Here is an 18,640-nt window from a genome sequence, read left to right as displayed (position 1 = left end):
GGAGAAACGCCCATGATTCGTCATGCATTGATAACCAATGTGCTTTTATTCAGCAGCTTAATTTGCGCCCCACTACTGGCAAAAGATTCCGCAGAACTTCCGACCGTGAAGATATTCGTGTTGTCTGGATTTGAAGTGGGCGACTATACTGATGACGCCCCAGGTGAATTCCAGTTTTGGGCGGAGCGTTTAATTCTGGATAAAACACTAGACGTTGCTGGGGCACCGCACAAAATCGTGTATAACGATAATGGGGTTTATGGCAGCCCTTGCAGTAAGCCTTCTGATGCAAACTTAACTACAGTTGCCTGTTCAGAGCTAATCATGTCGCTGTTGCTGGATAGTCGACTGGACTTTACTAATACCTATTGGTTGGTAAATGGTATTGCGGGAATAGATCCTAAATCGGGTTCTATTGGCAGCGCTGTATGGTCCGCAGATATCATTGATGGTGACGCATTACGTGAATTAGGTGAGCTTGATAGACCAAATGACTGGTCTTACGGCTTATATGCCATCGGTGTTAATAAACCCGGGCTGGCTCCTTTAAAGAATGCAGATGCCGGAGGCTGGGGAGGAGCAAAACTCAACTACACCATGCGTTATCACCTTAATAAGTCACTCACCGAATGGGCTTATCAAATTTCCAATCAGGCCGTAACGTTAAAAGATTCTAAAGCATTGACTGATTTTCGTGCTCAATACAGTACCTTTGCGGCCGCGATGCAACCACCACGAATTTTGGTGGGTGCTTCATTGGGTACTGCCCGCTATTGGCATGGGCAACAGCTTACTCAATGGGCTAGAGACTGGATTACCTTATGGACGGATGGTGAAGCACGCTTTGCAACTACAGCAATGGAGCAGGCTGTGATAATGGGTGTACTGGATCGCATGAGCAAACGTGGCTTTCTTGATTTTAATCGCGTCATGATGGTACGAGGCGTCAGTAATTATTCGATGCCACCGCTGAACACCGAAATTATCGAATCTGCGGGTGACGAGTCATTAGGTAGTGTGCCGGCATTCGAAGCGCAATATCAAGCTGGGGCTGCGGTAATTAAAGAACTCCTCAAAAACTGGCAGCAGTATGCTGAAAACACACCAAAATTTAACTAGGACCAAAGGTTAATATTTGATAATTACTGCTCAGTAGCAGCATTGAGAATAGCGCACAAACTAACCGTGTAACAAAAAGAATCGTGCATAGTAAAAATACTAAAAAATCTCATGGTAAACGGATTCCTAGTCTAGTTATCAAGGGCTAGGTAAATGTTCTGTTTAATTAAACTGGACAAATCAAAAAAGAAATAACAAAAGTTATGCCATAGAGCTTAAGTTTACGAAAGCAGTATATAGTAATACAACTTTAGTAAATTCGATTGCTCTAGATACAACTTTGTCTGAACCATTTGTCCAAGTAGATATTAAAGGCCTAGCATCTAAAGGTTAAATATGTTGAGGAACACGAAATACGTAAAAACGAAGCTCAAACAAGTAATATAGAGTTAGTAATTTCTTCCGCGATGAAGATATATGAAAGCAACATCACTGCATGCCTAATTTTTATACTGCAACCTTAGTGAGATATTCATATGGGAATTACTAAGTCGAGTGTGTCTAAACTGCGAAACAGCTTAGCTAAGTTTTTCAAAGTAGCTCAATACCAATTAAAGTTTGGGTATACCGCTATGAAATTTAAAATCTGCATCAGGGCTAGATATTAAATCAGCTTCAACTTTTCCAAAATTCTCTACTTTATCAGCTATATCAAAAGGTGAAATTGATTGAGCTAATTCTAGATAATCTTGATAGTGCCTAGCCTCTGAGCGAAGTAAAGACACATAAAAATCGCCCAATTCCTTACCCAGATGTGGGGCTATTTTCGCAAAACGTTCACAAGAACGAGCCTCAATATATGCGCCACATATCAATTTATCTATTAGTGCATCTGGTTCATGGGTTTTAACGTGTCTGAGTAAGCCTTTGGCGTAGCGGCTTGAATTGATATTTTCATACTCGATGCCGTAAGTCTCCATCATCTCTAACACTTGGTAAAAGTGATGTAATTCTTCACGAATTAACATGACCATTTTATCAACTAAATCTTGTCCATAACGACTGCCAGATTTAACAATCATTGATTTATTGAGTTTACGCTTTTCTAAATCTCGCCAGTTGCCGATGTGACGATATGTAAAATCTTCATAAGGTTTTAACCACTCTAAAAGCGCCTTAGCACTATCAGCATCAACTGCATAGCGACGAATCAAAAACATCGCACTCTGGGCGGCTTTTAGTTCGCAAACAAGATGATCTAATAGCAGTGTTGGTAAATTTTCTGATTTTTTTGCCTCTTCAATCCACGCTGATGGAGTTTCACACAACAAAAACGCATTAATAGGCTTCAATAATTCGGTGTACATTTATATGGATGTAATGTTCTAGATTTTCGAATGTTAGCATACAATAAACGCTACTGGTGCCAACTTATTCACCTTTTGTTACGTACCGCAATTAATACTCGTGCAGCAATATTGAGCCTTCTGTCGCCATAAGGATAGTAAGCCCAATATTACAAAATAAAAATGAACAGTCCCACCTCCCGAATTACTGGGTGTCATTGGTAAGTCGGGTGCAGGCATTGGCGCAGGGTCCGGCTCAAGTGCTTGCGTATTACTTAATCGAAAAACACGCGATCCCTGTCCACTTCGCATGAAAAAATACAATTGGTTGCGTGCGTCTTGACCAATGCCGATGAGTTGCTGTTCAGCAAATCCATCGTTCTCTATTGCAAGTTTTTGTATTTCTTGATTTTCATTTAAGAAAAATACTTTCCCACTAAAATCACCAAAAACATAATGCCCAAACAACGCAGAATTGCCATCCCCGCGATAAACATGCCCGCCAATAATCGCAAGGCCTTCATCATGATCGTAAGACGCTACGGGATCACGAAACTCAGCACTTACTATAGAGTCAAAAACATATCCAGCATCTTCTCCATTATTAAAAAAACCAAACTTGCCTTCGCGCAACGGCCAACCTAAATTATCACCACTAGAGACAATATTCACTTCTTCGATGTCATTTTGCCCAACGTCGGCAACATATAATACGTTATCCTCTTTATCTAAAGACATCTTAAATGGGTTGCGAACGCCAAAAGCATAAATCTCGTGAGCGACATTTTGTTCAGAAACAAAAGGGTTGTCAGCAGGCACTCCATAAGCACCATTTTCTGAATCCCTTCCTAAGGGATCTATGCGCAGAATACTGCCTAAAACGTTCATTTTACTTTGGCCGTTTCCCCCATTTGGATGGCCAACACCTTGATCGTCGGCTCCGCCACCATCACCAAGTCCAATCAACAGGTTAGCCCCACTGTCAAACAAGATTGTCCCGCCATTGTGATTGCCTTGCGGTTGTGCGACCGTTAACAGCTGCCGACGAGAGGTTGGGTCAACTTGTAAGCGATTGCTATCGAGTAACGTTGCTGTCCATTCGGCAATAACGGTGAAATGATCAGGGGCCTCACTTCCCATTAAAGTAGTAAAATCAGCCATTCCATCGTCTCTTTCAGATGGGTCGGCTTCAGAAGTATGCGTATAAAACAGACCGTTGGATTCAAAATCGGGATGAAAAGCTAACCCCAATAAACCACGCTCACCACCCGTCACTACTCGAGACTCCAAGGACATTACCTCTGTCAGCCCTGCGGAATCGATATCTAGTTGCCAGATTTTTCCATGTTGCTCTGCGATAAATATCACGTGATCTAACCCGGCAGCCGAAACGCCAACAATTGGGTCTATCAATTGTTCATTTATTAAATCAAGTGACATTGATACGTCACTCTGAACAATCGCTTGTGGAATAGGATCGTTCAACTTTTCAGGCGCGACGGGAACAAGTGCTTCAAACGTCTCAAAACTCAAATCTTCAAATGCAGCATATCCCCTAGAAGCATTAACGCCGACTATTTTTGTAATACCCACGTCTGAAGTATAAGCAAGTCTAGTCCAATCATCATAGTCACCAAGGATACTGTTAACCGGCTCATCTTTGTCAACCTCATACACATGTGCACTACTATTAATATCAGGGTCTTGATTTTTAAGATATATGATGACACTTTTCACCGACGTCTCGAAGTTAATCGTGACGGTCTCGTTGTCAAACATATAGGCATATATACCGGAACGATATATTTCTTCATCACCAACGACTTTAGATTGCCCACCTTCAAACATTACTTGGTTTGGCGATTCGAACAAGGTGAAAGCACCACTTCGATTGTTAAATTCGAAATTAGTACTAAACACCTCTCCGTACGCATAATTAATCGTTAGTAAACTTGCTACTGCAAATAAATAAAAGTGTCTAGGCATAAGTGCCTCGTGATTGGAGAGTTAAGTATCAAATGAAACTTTATACATCTTCTATTAAGTGTTTATGACAAAAAGCATTGCAAATCACGCCCCATAGAGCAGCATTTATCGCACAATGGCAATCAAATGAAACTAACTACCGCCTTGATATTGTTAACGCTGAAGACATTCCTCTCCCCCAGCAACTACTCACACAAATCAAAACCGGAGAATCATTACTATTAGAAAGTGATGAGAACTTGTCTTTCCACTACTACCTGCCCAAAACAGATGAAATATTTACATTAAAAATACCGAACGCTTCAGTTGTGCATAATAATGACCGGTCAGTAAATTATTTGTTTACTTCACTCTTCTACTTTGCGCTTGTATTCATTGTACTTGCATGGGCATATCCATTAATCATTAGACTAATTAAACTGCGAAACGCAACATTTCTATTTGGTAAAGGCAATTTGAGTCAGCGTATAAAACCTTCTCGTTTTTCTTACATCAGCGACATCGAGAACGATTTTAATAATATGGCAAATAAAATAGAAAGCCTTGTAGCTGACATAAAAATGCTAAGTGGTGCAGTATCACACGATTTACGCACGCCATTGGCACGCATCCAATTAGGGATTGATACCTTAAGCGAAGAAGACAATCCAGTTGAACGTAGAAAGTATGAGAAAAAAATTACGCAAAACATTGCGGAAATGACAACTCTTGTAGAAACCCTTCTGCAGTATGCTCGCCTTGAACAGAATATGCTTTCGTTGGGCAGATGTACGATTGAACTCAATGCTTTTTTGACTCAGTGCCAAGAAAGTTTTGACTTAGATAACACTGAATGCAGTATTAAAACATCAGGTAAACCAACATTTATAGATGCCGACAGTAGATACTTAAAAATGGCAGTAAATAATGTATTAAGTAATGCAGTAAAGTATGGCAACGGGCGCATACAAATTACTGTAGAAAATATCGGAAATAGCGCAGGTATTGCTATAGCCGACAATGGTAACGGCATACCTACTCACAAGCGCCAAACAGTATTGAAACCCTTTGTTAGAGGCGATACATCGCATTCAACAGGTTATGGTTTTGGACTAGCAGTCGTAAAACGCATTATTGAATGGCATGACGGTAGCATTGAAATAAGTGAATCAAATACCTTAGGTGGTGCCAAAGTGGTGATTGAATTCGACACAGCCAAATGAGCTGACGTATTAGCTGGCTGTTCACCCAATAAAGGCTTTACACATTCACTTTTCTTTATTCAAAAATACCTGAGCTTCGTTCACGGTCCAATGATTTGGCATATCAACAATATTCAGTATAGCGGTAAAAGCTTTATTTGCTTTTACTTTGTCGCCGCGTCGATCGTACACGTTACCTGCATAATATAACCAATAGGGGTTCTTAAGCATGACTGCATGCGAGTCGTTAAGTAAAAGCGCGTCTTCAGATTCACTCCAATGAGGAGGCGAATACGCCAAATGATGACTTACGGTGAATAAATAATTACTCAAATGCAGAAGGTTTAAATCACCATCACGCTCCCAACTTAACTTGCTTGGATAAAGTGCCGTAATTCCATTGATTGCGTCAGTATACGCACTTTTACTATATCGACTAAAATAGACCTTGCGATGAACATCCGCTAAGGCATTTGATCTAGTTAAATCACATTCAGCTTTATGACAAATAAAGTGTTGAGTAAACCAGTTTGCCAGCGGTGATCGAGTGAGATCACCGAAAATTAATCGCGAAGCGTCACTCAGTATGTTGTTGTTTGATAACATCACCAGTTGTAACTCTTCTTCTGGCACAATTATCCACAGCGACGCATAACCATCATACTGCCCATATGACCACAGCACGTCTTTATCGTGTAATTTATGCCTAAAAAAGCCATTGGAATACATTGCGTTATTGTTCGCTGAATCAAATACATGCGCCTTATCACCTTGTGCCACAAAAAGATTCATCAGCTTCACGCCAGCGTTTACAAGAGACGCAGGGGTAGCTATCAATCCTGCAGACGCAGACACGCCGAAATCATGTTCAATCACCTGCAATTCACCGTCATAAATATGACCAGAAGCCAATTGACCTGCCCGCCTGACTTGAGCGGTCGATGACGCAGTATATGCAATCATTTCGCTTGAAGAAAATTGTGCCTGAAGCTTTTTCACAATACTTTCTTCATATTTTTGTTGCGTAATACGCTCAATGATTGCAGTAATTAAATTGAATCTCTGATCATAGAAAAACGTGTCTGACTGACGACCAATTAACTGATGAGAGAGCACGTCTGCAACAGAGACTTCTTTGATGAATTGCGCTGACGGCACCCACTTTTTAACAGGATCATTTAATGATAGCTTTCCACTATTAACAAGTTCCATTAAAAGATGAGAGGCAAAAACTTTAGATACGGACGCTATTGGAAAGTACGTATTCGCGTCAACCCGTCCACCGGTGTCATTAGAGCGAACACCGTTGTAGTAACTAAACGGATATATGATTGGTTTAGTCACCCCACCACTGGCAACAAGCACAGACATACCTGGCACCTTGTAACGCGTTTGAATATCCTCTAATACCGCCTTTTTAACCGACGCGTTACCGCTATTTGCGTGTATAAACGTCGCAAATCCGACAATACAAACGAAGATGATTACGCGATGCAAATGAGACTCCACTAGTATCAATATTTAATTTACTCTTACCCGTAGGTTACCACCATTGCAAACGATACTAAAACACACAATCAGTCACATAGTCGCCTATTACTATTTACCACCTAGCACCTACCATCTATCCGCGTTGGCCGACTCCCAGTCATATTGCCAATCGTTGGGTATTTTGTCAGTACAAAGTAAACTTTCATGCTCAATGACAGGGTAAAGTTGCCCATAGTGCTTAACATTTACGCCTTCAATTCTTCGGTTAATGTGATGAGGCTCAAGTGCGTCGAGACTATCCAAACCTGCAGCACCAATAAGCTCAACCAAGTTTTCAATCGTTTCTCGATGGTAATTTGCTACTCTCACAGACTTTTCCATCACGACAATTGCTTTGTTACGCGCAGGGTTTTGAGTTGCAATGCCAGTTGGGCAATGGTCTGAATTACAAGTTCGCGCTTGGATACAACCTAAAGAAAGCATAAAACCACGCGCAGAATTTACGGTATCGGCCCCTAATGCCATCGCACGCAATATATGGAATGCGGAAAACATTTTACCCGACGCGATGATTCTAATTTTGTCTCTCAATCCTACGCCTATTAATGCATTATTCACAAAAATCAGCCCATCTTTTATGGGCGTACCAACTGAATTCGTCATTTCAGTTGGTGCAGCACCTGTGCCACCTTCGCCACCATCAACCGTTATAAAATCTGGGGTAATGCCTGTTGCTAACATCGCTTTGCATATGGCCAAAAATTCTGATTTACGCCCAACACACAACTTAAAGCCAATGGGTTTTCCACCGGAAAGATCCCGTAACTGTTTGATAAAATCACATAACCCTTTTGGCGTAGAAAAAGCACTATGAGAAGGCGGTGAGACAACATCTTGTCCAACGGGTACATCACGAATCTTGGCAATTTCTTCTGTCACTTTGGAAGCAGGCAATATGCCACCATGTCCAGGTTTAGCGCCTTGAGATAACTTTATTTCAATCATCTTAACAACCTCTTTCGCCGCTTTTTCTTTAAAGGTTTCAGGATTAAAATTGCCTTTTTCGTCGCGACAACCAAAGTAACCTGTACTCACTTGCCAGACTATATCGCCACCATGTTTAAGGTGATAGGGACTCATACTACCTTCACCTGTATTGTGATAAAAACCACCTAATTTTGCGCCTTTATTGAGTGACATAATGGCGTTTTTACTGAGTGAACCATAACTCATCGCTGAAATGTTGAGTGGCGACGCCATGTATGGTTGTTTACAGTCAGGTCCGCCAAATTTTATTCGAGGAGAAAAGCCATTTAAATGCTTCGGTTGCATCGAATGATTTACCCATTCATAACCGGCGCGTTCAACGTCAAAAATGGTACCAAAAGGCCTTGTGTCTCTATCGCCTTTAGCTCGCTGATAAATCAAAGAGCGGAATTCTCTTGGTATAGGTGTACCATTTAAATCCGACTCTACAAAATATTGCTGAATTTCTGCACGAAAAGATTCAAGCACATAGCGAAAATGTCCAATGACTGGATGTAAGCGCCTCACAGACTGTTTCGTTTGGTACATATCGACAATACCCAATATAATTATTGGTCCTACGACGACAAATACCCAAAGCATTTGAGGTAAAAAATAGGAAAGCGCAATTATCAACGTTGAACTACTCAACGCTAAAAAAACGAAAATCTGTCTTACGGTCATTGGTTTGACTCCACAAATAGTATCAGGATGAATATGAGCACTAAGTTAACATGCACGGTAGCCAAAGACCGTTAGGTACTTGTTTTACTTTCAAAATCCGTATTCAATAAATGATTTACGCAGTACGCAAACATGCAAACTCAAACGTTGGAGCGTCTTTTATGAATGCTTGCATCTTGCTATGCTAAGTAAATTGATGTGTTATCCCTGATTGGATTAATTTAAATACAAAGGATATTTTATGGATAAAATACAATACGACCTGCTTGCCCAGTTAATGGCGTTTGAGATTGGGCCGACAAATGCCACATTCTCTTTTAGAGATAGGCTCGCCCGCGAGAATCATTGGACAATGGACTTTACCAATAAGGTTATATCGGAATATAAACGCTTCATCTTTTTAATCGTCACGACAAAAAAAGCACAAACGCCATCGGATCAAGTTGATCAAGCTTGGCATTTACATATGACGTATACTGAATCTTATTGGGATGAGATGTGTAACGGCCTACTTAAACAAAAAATACATCACGGCCCAACAAAAGGTGGTCAACAAGAAAACCAAAAATACCTTCAACAATATCAGCAAACACTCGATATGTACCAAACTGTATTTGGTGATGCCCCAAAAGACATTTGGCCAGAACCGAAAGAGAGATTTGCAGACGCCGGTAGTTTTCAACGGGTGAATACCCGCAATTTTTGGATGATTAAAAAACCAAGCATTAATTTAAATACTAAATTAGACAAGAAACTTCTTCTGGCTGGCGTCATTACGTCCTTAGCAGGCACCGCTTACGCAGCGTCTACACAAGAATCTTCGTCCACAAATATAGGCCTTACTGTTGCGCTTGTTGGTGCAATAGCGTTTATTTTTGTATTCGCATATATCCTGAAAAAAAGTAATCAACGAAAAAACAGTAGTCGTTCGCATGATAGCTCTGGCGGCTTTTTCGTAGGCTCAAGTACTTCAAGCAAAAGTAAGCATAGTGACAACGATTCAAGCGGGGGCTCTGACGGAAGTAGCGGTTGCTCGTCGGGCTGTGGTGGAGGCTGTGGTTCCTAAATTTATTGCAGAAAAATTAGACATTAACATTCAAAAAGATAACTGAATGCTAATGTCTCGCAAGCAATGACTGCCTAAGCCAATATATCCTTTATGACATGCCCATGCACATCCGTTAGTCTAAAACGACGGCCTTGGTATTTATAGGTCAGCTTTTCATGTTCTATACCCATTAAATGGAACAAAGTTGCGTGGAAGTCATGCACATGGACTTCGTTTTTTACAATGTTATAGCCAAATTCGTCGGTTTCTCCGTAAACACCTGGTTTGATACCGCCACCAGCCATCCAAATACTAAAACAACCGGGATGATGGTCGCGGCCGTAGCCTTGCTCCGTCAATTTACCTTGAGAGTAATTGGTGCGACCAAACTCCCCCCCCCAAATGACTAAGGTATCGTCGAGTAAGCCGCGTTGCTTTAAGTCAGTGACTAATGCAGCAGATGCTTGGTCTGTATTTTTACATTGTTTAGTAATACCACCTGGCAACCAATCATGCTGGTCCCAACCTTGATGATACAACTGAATAAACTTAACGTTTCGCTCAGCCAAACGTCTGGCGAGTAAGCAATTGGCAGCATAGGTACCGGGTGTTTTGGCATCCTCGCCGTACATATCAAATACCCAATCTGGCTCGTCGCTCAAATCAGTCGCATCAGGAATAGAGGCCTGCATCCTTTCTGCCATATCATATTGCGCCATTCGAGAGCGAATTTCTTCATCTTGCCATTGTTGATACTGCAAATCTTGTAAACGCCTAAAATGTTCCATCATTTGCTTACGATTTGATGAATCTACACCCGGTGGGTTATTCAGATATAACACGGGGTCTTTCCCACCTCTAAATTGCACACCTTGGTGAATAGATGGCAAAAACCCATTGCCCCAAAGTCTGGCATACAAAGGTTGCCCACCGCTATTGGCTGAAACCATGACAATAAAAGGTGGCAAATTGGGATTATCTGAACCTAAACCATAGCTCGACCACGCCCCTATACTTGGCCTACCTGCAATAGGAAAACCTGTCTGTAAAAAGGTAATCGCAGGGTCATGATTAATCGCATCGGTTTTCATCGAGCGAATGATACATAAGTCATCCACAATTTTAGAGGTATGCGGAAGCAGTTCACTTACCCATGCACCTGACTCGCCGTATTGCTTAAAATCAAACACTGATTTTGCCAACGGCAAAGACGACTGTTGGGCACTCATACCAGTCAATACTTGGCCACCACGGACCTCATCAGGCAATTGTTGCCCATGCCGTTTTGCCAACGTTGGTTTGTAATCAAATGTCTCAAGTTGCGACGGACCGCCACTTTGAAACAAATAGATCACTCGCTTGGCTTTAGCTGGCAAATGCGGTGCTCCTAGCACACCGTTGTTCGGGCCACTCAATATAGGGGAAAGATCTTTCGCCTGAGCCAATGTTGACGCGTTCATGCCATTTACACTATTTGACAAACCAAGCATTGCGCTCGCACTTAAGCCTGCTGCACTGCCTTTTATAAATTGACGTCTATTCATCATGTTTCGTTCCTCTCAGTAGGCCTAGGCTATCGCTTGATCACACTAGCGTCGTGGTTCATCAGCATATTGGTAACACTCGCTAGTGCCGCGAGCTTTGTGCTATCGAGTTTTTCATTTACTGGCCAATCCCCTACGGCTAAGAGTGCTTGAGCCTCATCAGGCGAATCTTTAAAACTACTTTCAACGCTCTCATACATCTCATTGATGACTGCCAACTCACCTGTACTTGGCACCCGACTAGTCAATTGACGATATATGCTCGCTAAATAAGTCCCCTCTTCCGTTTGTGCTTCTAACACCCTTTGCGCCATCACACGTGATGCCTCCACAATTTGAGGGTCATTTAATAATGCCAATGCTTGCAAAGGCGTGCTTGTTTGCTGCCTTACACCCACGCTGTGGGCTCTTGTAGCAGCATCAAATGCAGTCATATTAGGTGGCGGTGCACTGCGTTTAAATATGGTATACATTGACCGACGATATAAATGCTCACCTTCACCACGCAAGTAGTCTTTATTGTTCATTTTCCAGATGCCTTCCGGTTGATATGGGCGAACACTTTCACCGCCGACTTTATCAATTAACAAACCCGAGCTAGCTAAGGCATTGTCTCGAATCATTTCAGCACTTAATCGAGATGACGGTCCACGAGCTAACCACGTATTTTCAGGGTCTTTTTCCAATAGTTCAGGCGATGCAATTGACGACTGTTGATATGTTGCCGACATCACGAGCATTTTCATCAATCGCTTTATATCCCAACCGTTATCTACAAAGTCGCGGGCAAGCCAATCAAGCAACGCTGGATGCGAAGGCAATTTACCTTGGTTGCCAAAGTCTTCAGGTGTTGTCACCAAGCCTTTACCGAACACTAACTGCCAATACCGGTTAACGACGACTCTGGGGACTAAGGGATGTGCAGGGTCAGTCAACCACGCTGCAAGTCCTCTGCGGTCATTAGGCCACGCATCATTCCAAGGAAAAAACGCTTCGGGCACACCTTTAGATACAGGTTTTCCGTGACTAGCATAGCTGCCACGATCAAGAATATAGGCTTGTTTAGGCTTACCTTCTTTCATCACCATAATTTCGCGAATTTGCTCAACAAAACCATTCATTTCTTGGCGCAATGCAGTAAGCGCTTGTTTGTCCTTCACGTAGCTAGGATTAAAACGTTCATTGTAGGTTGCCAACAGGTTGTCTGGTGTTTGTGCCTGCGCAATGACTGTCGCATCGTCTGCGGCATATTGCTTTGCTATTTCAATCGCAGTCAAGTCTCGGTGATAAAACTTAAAATTATCAACTAAGGTATTTGGCGTTCCGCGACTGCGCCAACGCGCACCAATTTTAATTCCGATTTCTTTACGTACACCTTCGCGGGTATGTTGAATATCCTTATATAAATTGTCGAACTCCACCGTCATTGGTATCGCTTGACCATCAATGTAAAAACCAAGCCCATCAGCCTTTGAAGACCCATCGTAGGTTAAAGCAACATTGATCCACGAATCTCTGACAACAGCTTCCTCAGATGTCAACACGATGGCATTGTCTGGATATGTGTGCGCAAAACGCACCAACCAACGATTGTCTTCAATCCCAATATCAAAGCCTTTAAAGTTATATAAAATACCAGCTTTGTTGTAATGAACTAATACACCTTCTTCAATCTCCGCGGGAATATTCGCATCTATACTCAAACTAAAAGGTTTAGCACGTTCAATGTCATTTATTGAAGGAAAATAAAGTGGATCGTCGCCATTTAGCTTGATTGCTTCACGCCCGCCATCTTTCACGTGCACCATTGCTGGACCATTTTTCTTATTCGGTTTAGCGCCGTAAAGCACGCGACCATTGGCATCGCTATCAATCGCATTTTGAATACTTGCATTCGAGTCATTTAACGATAACGGAAAGTAGGCGCGAAGCGCCGATTGGTCTTCTGTCAATTGTGAGGCCAATTGATTATTTTTCCACGCAACGTAACTCGGCGTGTCTGCCCCATGACGCTGATTAATATCAGCAATCATTTTGGTTAACTGCGTGTCATATTCTTCTAGCTTGGCTTTTTCGCTTTCAGTAGGCAACATCAATGTCGGTACAGGCATGTCATTAGGATCGTATGATATTTGCCCTGATTCATCGACATTATTGAAAAACGCATATGTTGAGTAATAATCTTCCGCAGAAATGGGGTCATATTTATGATCATGGCACTGAGCGCAATGCATTGTCATACCCAACAAACCTGTCCCAATAGTTTGTACTCGATCTTTCACATACTCAACCCGAAACTCTTCGTTTACTACACCACCTTCACCATTTTGTGCATGGACTCGATTGAATGCAGTAGCAATCAGCTGTTCTGTTGAGGGCTTTTCAAGTAAATCGCCGGCCACCTGCCATGTTACAAATTCGTCAAAGGCTTGGTTCTCATTAAAGGCGCTAATCACCCAATCACGATAAGGCGACATATCTCTGTAAAAATCAGTACTGTAGCCATGCGTATCGGCATACCGTGCAACGTCTAACCATTCCGTCGCCATACGTTCGCCATAGGCTTGTGTTGCCAACAAACGATCGACTACTTTTTCAAAAGCGGTTACATCAGTATCATCAAGAAATTCGTCAATTTCGTCTAATGTAGGTGGCAAACCGGTCAGATCAAAGGTCACTCGGCGAATAAGTGTTTCTTTGTCTGCTCTTTCATTTGCATTAAAGCCCTTATCACTTAACGTCTTTTGTACAAAGTGATCGATGTCATTATTGATTGCAGATTCCGTTGCATTACTACTTTTTACGTCTGGCACCTCAGCAGATTCAGGGGTAATAAATGCCCAATGTTTTTTGTACTCAGCACCCTGCTCAATCCAACGCTTAATCACTGCCTTGTCGCGGTCAGATAAAACCAAGTTAGATTCAGGCGGCGGCATCATATAATTAGGATCGTCTGATACGATCCGCAAGTAAGCCTCGCTTAATTTGGCATTGCCAGGTTTAAGTGCATTCATCTCTGATTCAGTCATATGCGTAGTGGCCGCCTCAAATGACGACAATGACAAACCGGCTTTGTTGTTTGGTAGGTCCGGCCCATGACACAGATAACATGTATCAGATAAAATCGGCTTTACATCGTAATTAAAATCAACGACTTCGGGAATGGGATCATCAAATTTCGCTAGCTCAGCGTCATTCTCGCCGCACGCTGTGATTGCTAAGCTGAGAGCAACTATGGTTGAAGCAAATAGGGTGGTCTGCGATATAGCAGGAAAGTAACATTTACGCATTACACTCGCTCCAATTTTATTGGATACATTTGGTTGGCATTCCACTGCCCAACGTACAAATTTTCGTCATCATCAACACAAACCGCATGGCAGTGATTGAATACTTCATAATTTGTCTGCATAGGCGTTAATGTATCTTTACCTTGCTTATCTTTCTCGTAATGAGGGCGAAGGCCACCAGGATTAGATACGACTTTATTGTCACCATCTAATATCGTCAAAAAGCCCGAATTAGGCGCCATCTTGCCATCAATATGTGACCAACATACCGGCGCATAAAAATGTTTGCCCTTAAAAATAGGTCCACCGACATACGCGCCGGGCAATTCAATTGCCCCTAAGTATGTGCCGTCTAAGCTAAAGCGTTTAATTTTTTGTTCACCACGCGAACTCACGAGTAAGGTATGTTCTGGTGTGCGCGTATCGACGCCAATGCCGTGGGTATTGTTTAAATTGAGAAGTTTGTCTTCGTTTTTCCATCCCCCCCAATGTCGAACATATTTTCCATTACTATCGTAATGAATCACGAAGTCCGAACCATAGCCATCAGTCACATAAAGGTCGCCATTTGGTGCGATCGTAATATCTGTTGGTTGAAAGCGCATATCCATTGTATAGATACCTAACGTAACAGGGTGACCAATGGTATATACCAACTTGCCATCTAAGGTTAACTTAGAAATAAAGCCATTTTGGCGGTACCATTTGTTTTTCCATTGGTTATCCGGCCGGTTTCTATCAAGCACCCAACCGCAATCGACGATATAGATAAAATCTTCGCCGTTTTCATTTGAGATTTTAACCGAATGCGCGCCAGGATACTGAGTACCCCAAGCTTCTATCAATTTGCCGTCTTTGTTATATACAACAAAATTATTCACATCAGAGTCAGTCACCATAATAATGCGGCCTTGCGCATCAATGTCTAAGCCATGGCAATTTTCTACGGGAACTTTGGTCGGATCTAACTTCCCCCAGTGATAATTAACTTTGTATTTAAAATCACCGTGTCCAACAATGGCACCATGTGGCGTCCTACCTGCTTTTGGCAATGGTTTTTTGGGTGGTTCATGCGCAATTGCTGATGACGTAAACGCCGACATACCAGTAAATAATGATAGTGCACCAGCGCCCAGCATTCCCGAAGACTTTAAAAACTGACGACGTTGCTCAGCGAGGGGCGAAAAATACTCATTGTCATTGTTTCCACTCATGTTTTCTATCGTGTGCTTATGACTTTCTTTCATCTGTATGCTCTCTACTCTTTTACGTAAAATTGCACTTTCACGTGACATATCATCTTTATCCGACATCATTCGGTCCCATGTGCACTGCTTTTCGCATCTGCACTGGTATAAGCCACATAATAAATGTTGACTTGACTAGCGGTCTTAAACGCATTTACGTTGTCCTCTGTCACGTTGGTACCGGTCAAGTAAAGTTGTTCAAGTGCCGGCATATTGCTCACGACATCAAAAATCGAATCATCAACAGATGAGCCAAATACATTTAGATAACGCAGGTTTTCCAATGTAGACAATTCAAATACAGTATTCGCGTCGACAGACGCATGTTCCAAGCGAAGGCGTTTAAGACCAGTAAATGTTGAAAGTAACGCCATATCTTGAGCGCTCAACGTGGCATAAGACAAATTAACATACGCGATGTTTTGACTAACGGCACTGAGTGCAGCTCTGGTTTCTGCCGTAATTGGCCGTCGACTGATAGAGAGATCTAAGTCTAAATAACCATTTGTTCTATCAATTTGTTTGACTACAAACCCTGCATTTTCTAATGCATTTGCTTGCTCAAGCGTAATCGCAGGAATAGCCGGAAATGCTTCTGGACTGAGCCCTAAAACATTCATTGCGAAGACTTTATCTGACTTTTCCATAGCGACACTCGGCAAGCGCTCATTTACAGGTGCTCCTGCATTAATCCACCACTTGATGATAGCAACTTGATCATCGGATAAAGGGGGTTTCCCTTCTGCAGGCATAAACTCTTTGTGACTAGGATTTAAGGTAATTCGCTTATATAGCTCACTCGCATCGGCATCCCCAATCACCAAAGTATTACTCGACGTGCCCCCTTTAACGATGGCTTCCATGTTCGCGAGATTAAGCTTACCTTTTTGCTTGCTGTCGTTATGACAACTTGCGCATCGCTGTTCTAGCATCGGGGCAATTAAATCATCGTATACAACCACGTCATCTAGCGACGTAATGGGCGGCCTTGCCGCCTTGTGCGGCGGGAAGCCTGCAACAGCCCTTACTAAATTGGGCGCGTGCTCTACTAGGTATGTTTCTCCATGTGTCATATTTGCGCCATAATGCCCAGTAGCAAAAAGAAAAAAAAGTTGCGCACCCGACAGCACACTTACGAGCAGTTTAGGTTTTGCATTTTTTTGCGGTTGGGACGCGTGAGGTCTGGATTGACCTTGCGTAACGTCGTCTTCAGCATACGCGCGTTTAAACAACCACCAGCATACAAAGCCAATAACAGCGACACTAATACCAAAGCTTCGATGAATAAATATCGCATCTGCAGCATACCCGTCTGCTTGCGATAACATCCAACCTAGTACGCACGCACCAGTGGCAGATATAGCTCCCCAAAACCAAATAACGTTGAGTAAATATGGCCGCTTGCTTTTACCAAATACCATGTGTGTTTCGAGCAATGCAGCTAGCATTAAGATCCCAATAGGTAAATGTAGAACGAGCACATGAAAACGAGCAACAAATTGAAACAAATCCATCAATTGGGCTTACCTTGTATACTTCCGGGTAAATTTCCGGAATGAATCATTGAATAGCATGTTAGCAGGATGTTAAACGACATAATATTGCTAAACTTGACAGATATTTGTACAAACTTGATATTTTATAAATAAAAATGTATTTTCATATTCAATTAATCAATATAAAAACCCAGTGAAATTAACATGCAGCCAGAATTATTTGAGACAGGCTCAGGTGGATTTGTTTGGAAAAACATTGCATTAGATGACATTTTTAGTCACCTTCAGTTGCATGTATACACGGCGCAAGATATGCGTATTGGACAAGAATGGCAAGGCAGTCAGTTTGCCAATCATTACGACAGAGTATACTTTGTGAAAGAAGGAAGTGGTGCCTTACATTTCAAAGATTTTACACTGCAGTTAAAACCCATGCATTTATATTTGATCCCCCCTTATCAACTGATATCGCATCAAGCAGACAGTAATATTCATTTTTATTGGGCACATTTTCAATGTCGCGTTGACAGAGCAATCGACCTATTTATGTTGTATGGACATCCTGCAGAAATAAACTGTGGCACGTTTCAAAATATTGAACGTGATTTTTTGTCGCTGGTATCTTTGGCTGACAATACCAAGCCAAGTGCCATGCTCGAGCGAAATCGCTTGTTATTAAGTTTAATTTATCCATTTATGCGCTTGTTCGAAGAAGAAGGCAGCAATATCAATAAAATTAAACACCAAAATTTACTCAGGTCTTTACAGCTTATTTCAAGTAATATTGCAAACCCGCCGACCTTAAAAGCACTTGCATCTGCCGCAAATATGACGCCGGAGCATTTCTCCAGAAAGTTTAAAGCAGCTTTTAATGTATCGCCAAAACGCTACATACTGCACAAACGAATTGCCACAGCCAAGCAACAGCTACTGCTAAATTCTGCACCACTTAAACAAATTGCAGAAAACTGTGGTTTTTACGATATATTCCACTTTTCACGCAGTTTTAAAAAAGAAACCGGATATTCCCCGACTGAATTTAAACAACACTACAACTTGGATAAAACCACTTAAATCTGTAGGTCTCTGCTAAACAACTTAGTCTGAGCAAGATCATTAAATGAGGCTATTGATGTTTCGTATTGCCCTTCTGAATTTCATATAAAAAATATCATATAACAAAATAGAATAAAAGTTAATCAACGAATTCATACTTCTCCTCCCCCCTTGCAAATGCAACCT

Annotated in this window: 12 protein-coding genes; 4 read left to right on the top strand and 8 right to left on the bottom strand. The window is 41.9% G+C overall.

Annotated elements, in window-relative coordinates:
* Nucleotides 1-12: 12 nt before the first annotated feature.
* A complete protein-coding gene (locus tag QQK00_RS01975) occupies nt 13-1,119 on the top strand; it encodes a purine-nucleoside phosphorylase (RefSeq protein WP_284215805.1) in 1,107 nt (368 codons plus the stop codon).
* Nucleotides 1,120-1,670: 551 nt separating this feature from the next.
* On the opposite strand, the gene miaE is transcribed toward QQK00_RS01975, so the two are convergent.
* Both miaE and QQK00_RS01965 read right to left on the bottom strand, forming a co-directional pair.
* Nucleotides 1,671-2,426 (bottom strand): tRNA isopentenyl-2-thiomethyl-A-37 hydroxylase MiaE, encoded by a 756-nt coding sequence (gene miaE / locus QQK00_RS01970; protein WP_284215804.1) that lies wholly within the window; start codon nt 2,424-2,426, stop codon nt 1,671-1,673.
* A gap of 78 nt (nt 2,427-2,504) precedes the next feature.
* Complete coding sequence (locus tag QQK00_RS01965; protein WP_284215803.1) at nt 2,505-4,391, bottom strand: PQQ-dependent sugar dehydrogenase; 1,887 nt, start codon at nt 4,389-4,391, stop codon at nt 2,505-2,507.
* Between the two features lie 77 nt (nt 4,392-4,468).
* Here QQK00_RS01965 and QQK00_RS01960 point away from each other — a divergent pair, with 77 nt between their 5' ends.
* Nucleotides 4,469-5,593, top strand: coding sequence for an ATP-binding protein (locus QQK00_RS01960; protein WP_284215802.1), 1,125 nt, complete (start codon nt 4,469-4,471; stop codon nt 5,591-5,593).
* Nucleotides 5,594-5,638: 45 nt separating this feature from the next.
* Here the strand turns inward: QQK00_RS01960 and QQK00_RS01955 are convergent, their stop codons facing one another.
* The gene (locus tag QQK00_RS01955) at nt 5,639-7,069 is read right to left on the bottom strand and encodes a serine hydrolase domain-containing protein (protein WP_284215801.1); all 1,431 of its coding nucleotides are present in this window, start codon (nt 7,067-7,069) and stop codon (nt 5,639-5,641) included.
* Between the two features lie 120 nt (nt 7,070-7,189).
* Entirely contained in the window at nt 7,190-8,773 is a 1,584-nt protein-coding gene (locus tag QQK00_RS01950; RefSeq protein ID WP_284215800.1) for an FMN-binding glutamate synthase family protein, read from the bottom strand.
* Between the two features lie 241 nt (nt 8,774-9,014).
* Between QQK00_RS01950 and QQK00_RS01945 the strand changes: the two genes are divergently transcribed.
* Nucleotides 9,015-9,839 (top strand): glycine-rich domain-containing protein, encoded by an 825-nt coding sequence (locus tag QQK00_RS01945; RefSeq protein WP_284215799.1) that lies wholly within the window; start codon nt 9,015-9,017, stop codon nt 9,837-9,839.
* 74 nt (nt 9,840-9,913) lie between these two features.
* On the opposite strand, the gene QQK00_RS01940 is transcribed toward QQK00_RS01945, so the two are convergent.
* From QQK00_RS01940 to QQK00_RS01925, 4 genes are all read right to left on the bottom strand, one after another.
* Entirely contained in the window at nt 9,914-11,368 is a 1,455-nt protein-coding gene (locus QQK00_RS01940) for a DUF1501 domain-containing protein (protein WP_284215798.1), read from the bottom strand.
* 26 nt (nt 11,369-11,394) lie between these two features.
* The gene (locus QQK00_RS01935) at nt 11,395-14,655 is read right to left on the bottom strand and encodes a DUF1553 domain-containing protein (protein ID WP_284215797.1); all 3,261 of its coding nucleotides are present in this window, start codon (nt 14,653-14,655) and stop codon (nt 11,395-11,397) included.
* Entirely contained in the window at nt 14,655-15,758 is a 1,104-nt protein-coding gene (locus QQK00_RS01930) for an NHL repeat-containing protein (RefSeq protein ID WP_431307728.1), read from the bottom strand. The genes QQK00_RS01935 and QQK00_RS01930 overlap by 1 nt, the downstream gene beginning before the upstream one ends.
* A 209-nt stretch (nt 15,759-15,967) precedes the next feature.
* Nucleotides 15,968-17,416 carry a c-type cytochrome domain-containing protein gene (locus tag QQK00_RS01925; protein WP_284215796.1) on the bottom strand — a complete coding sequence of 483 codons (1,449 nt, stop codon included), beginning with the start codon at nt 17,414-17,416 and terminating at the stop codon, nt 15,968-15,970.
* A gap of 186 nt (nt 17,417-17,602) precedes the next feature.
* Between QQK00_RS01925 and QQK00_RS01920 the strand changes: the two genes are divergently transcribed.
* Nucleotides 17,603-18,472 carry a helix-turn-helix transcriptional regulator gene (locus tag QQK00_RS01920; RefSeq protein WP_284215795.1) on the top strand — a complete coding sequence of 290 codons (870 nt, stop codon included), beginning with the start codon at nt 17,603-17,605 and terminating at the stop codon, nt 18,470-18,472.
* Nucleotides 18,473-18,640 lie beyond the last annotated feature (168 nt).

The sequence above is a fragment of the Agaribacter marinus genome (genome assembly GCF_030160655.1).
GTDB classification, from domain to species: domain Bacteria; phylum Pseudomonadota; class Gammaproteobacteria; order Enterobacterales; family Alteromonadaceae; genus Glaciecola; species Glaciecola marina.
The sequence above is the reverse complement of the archived record's forward strand: the minus strand, read 5'-3'. Positions and strand labels throughout refer to the sequence as shown.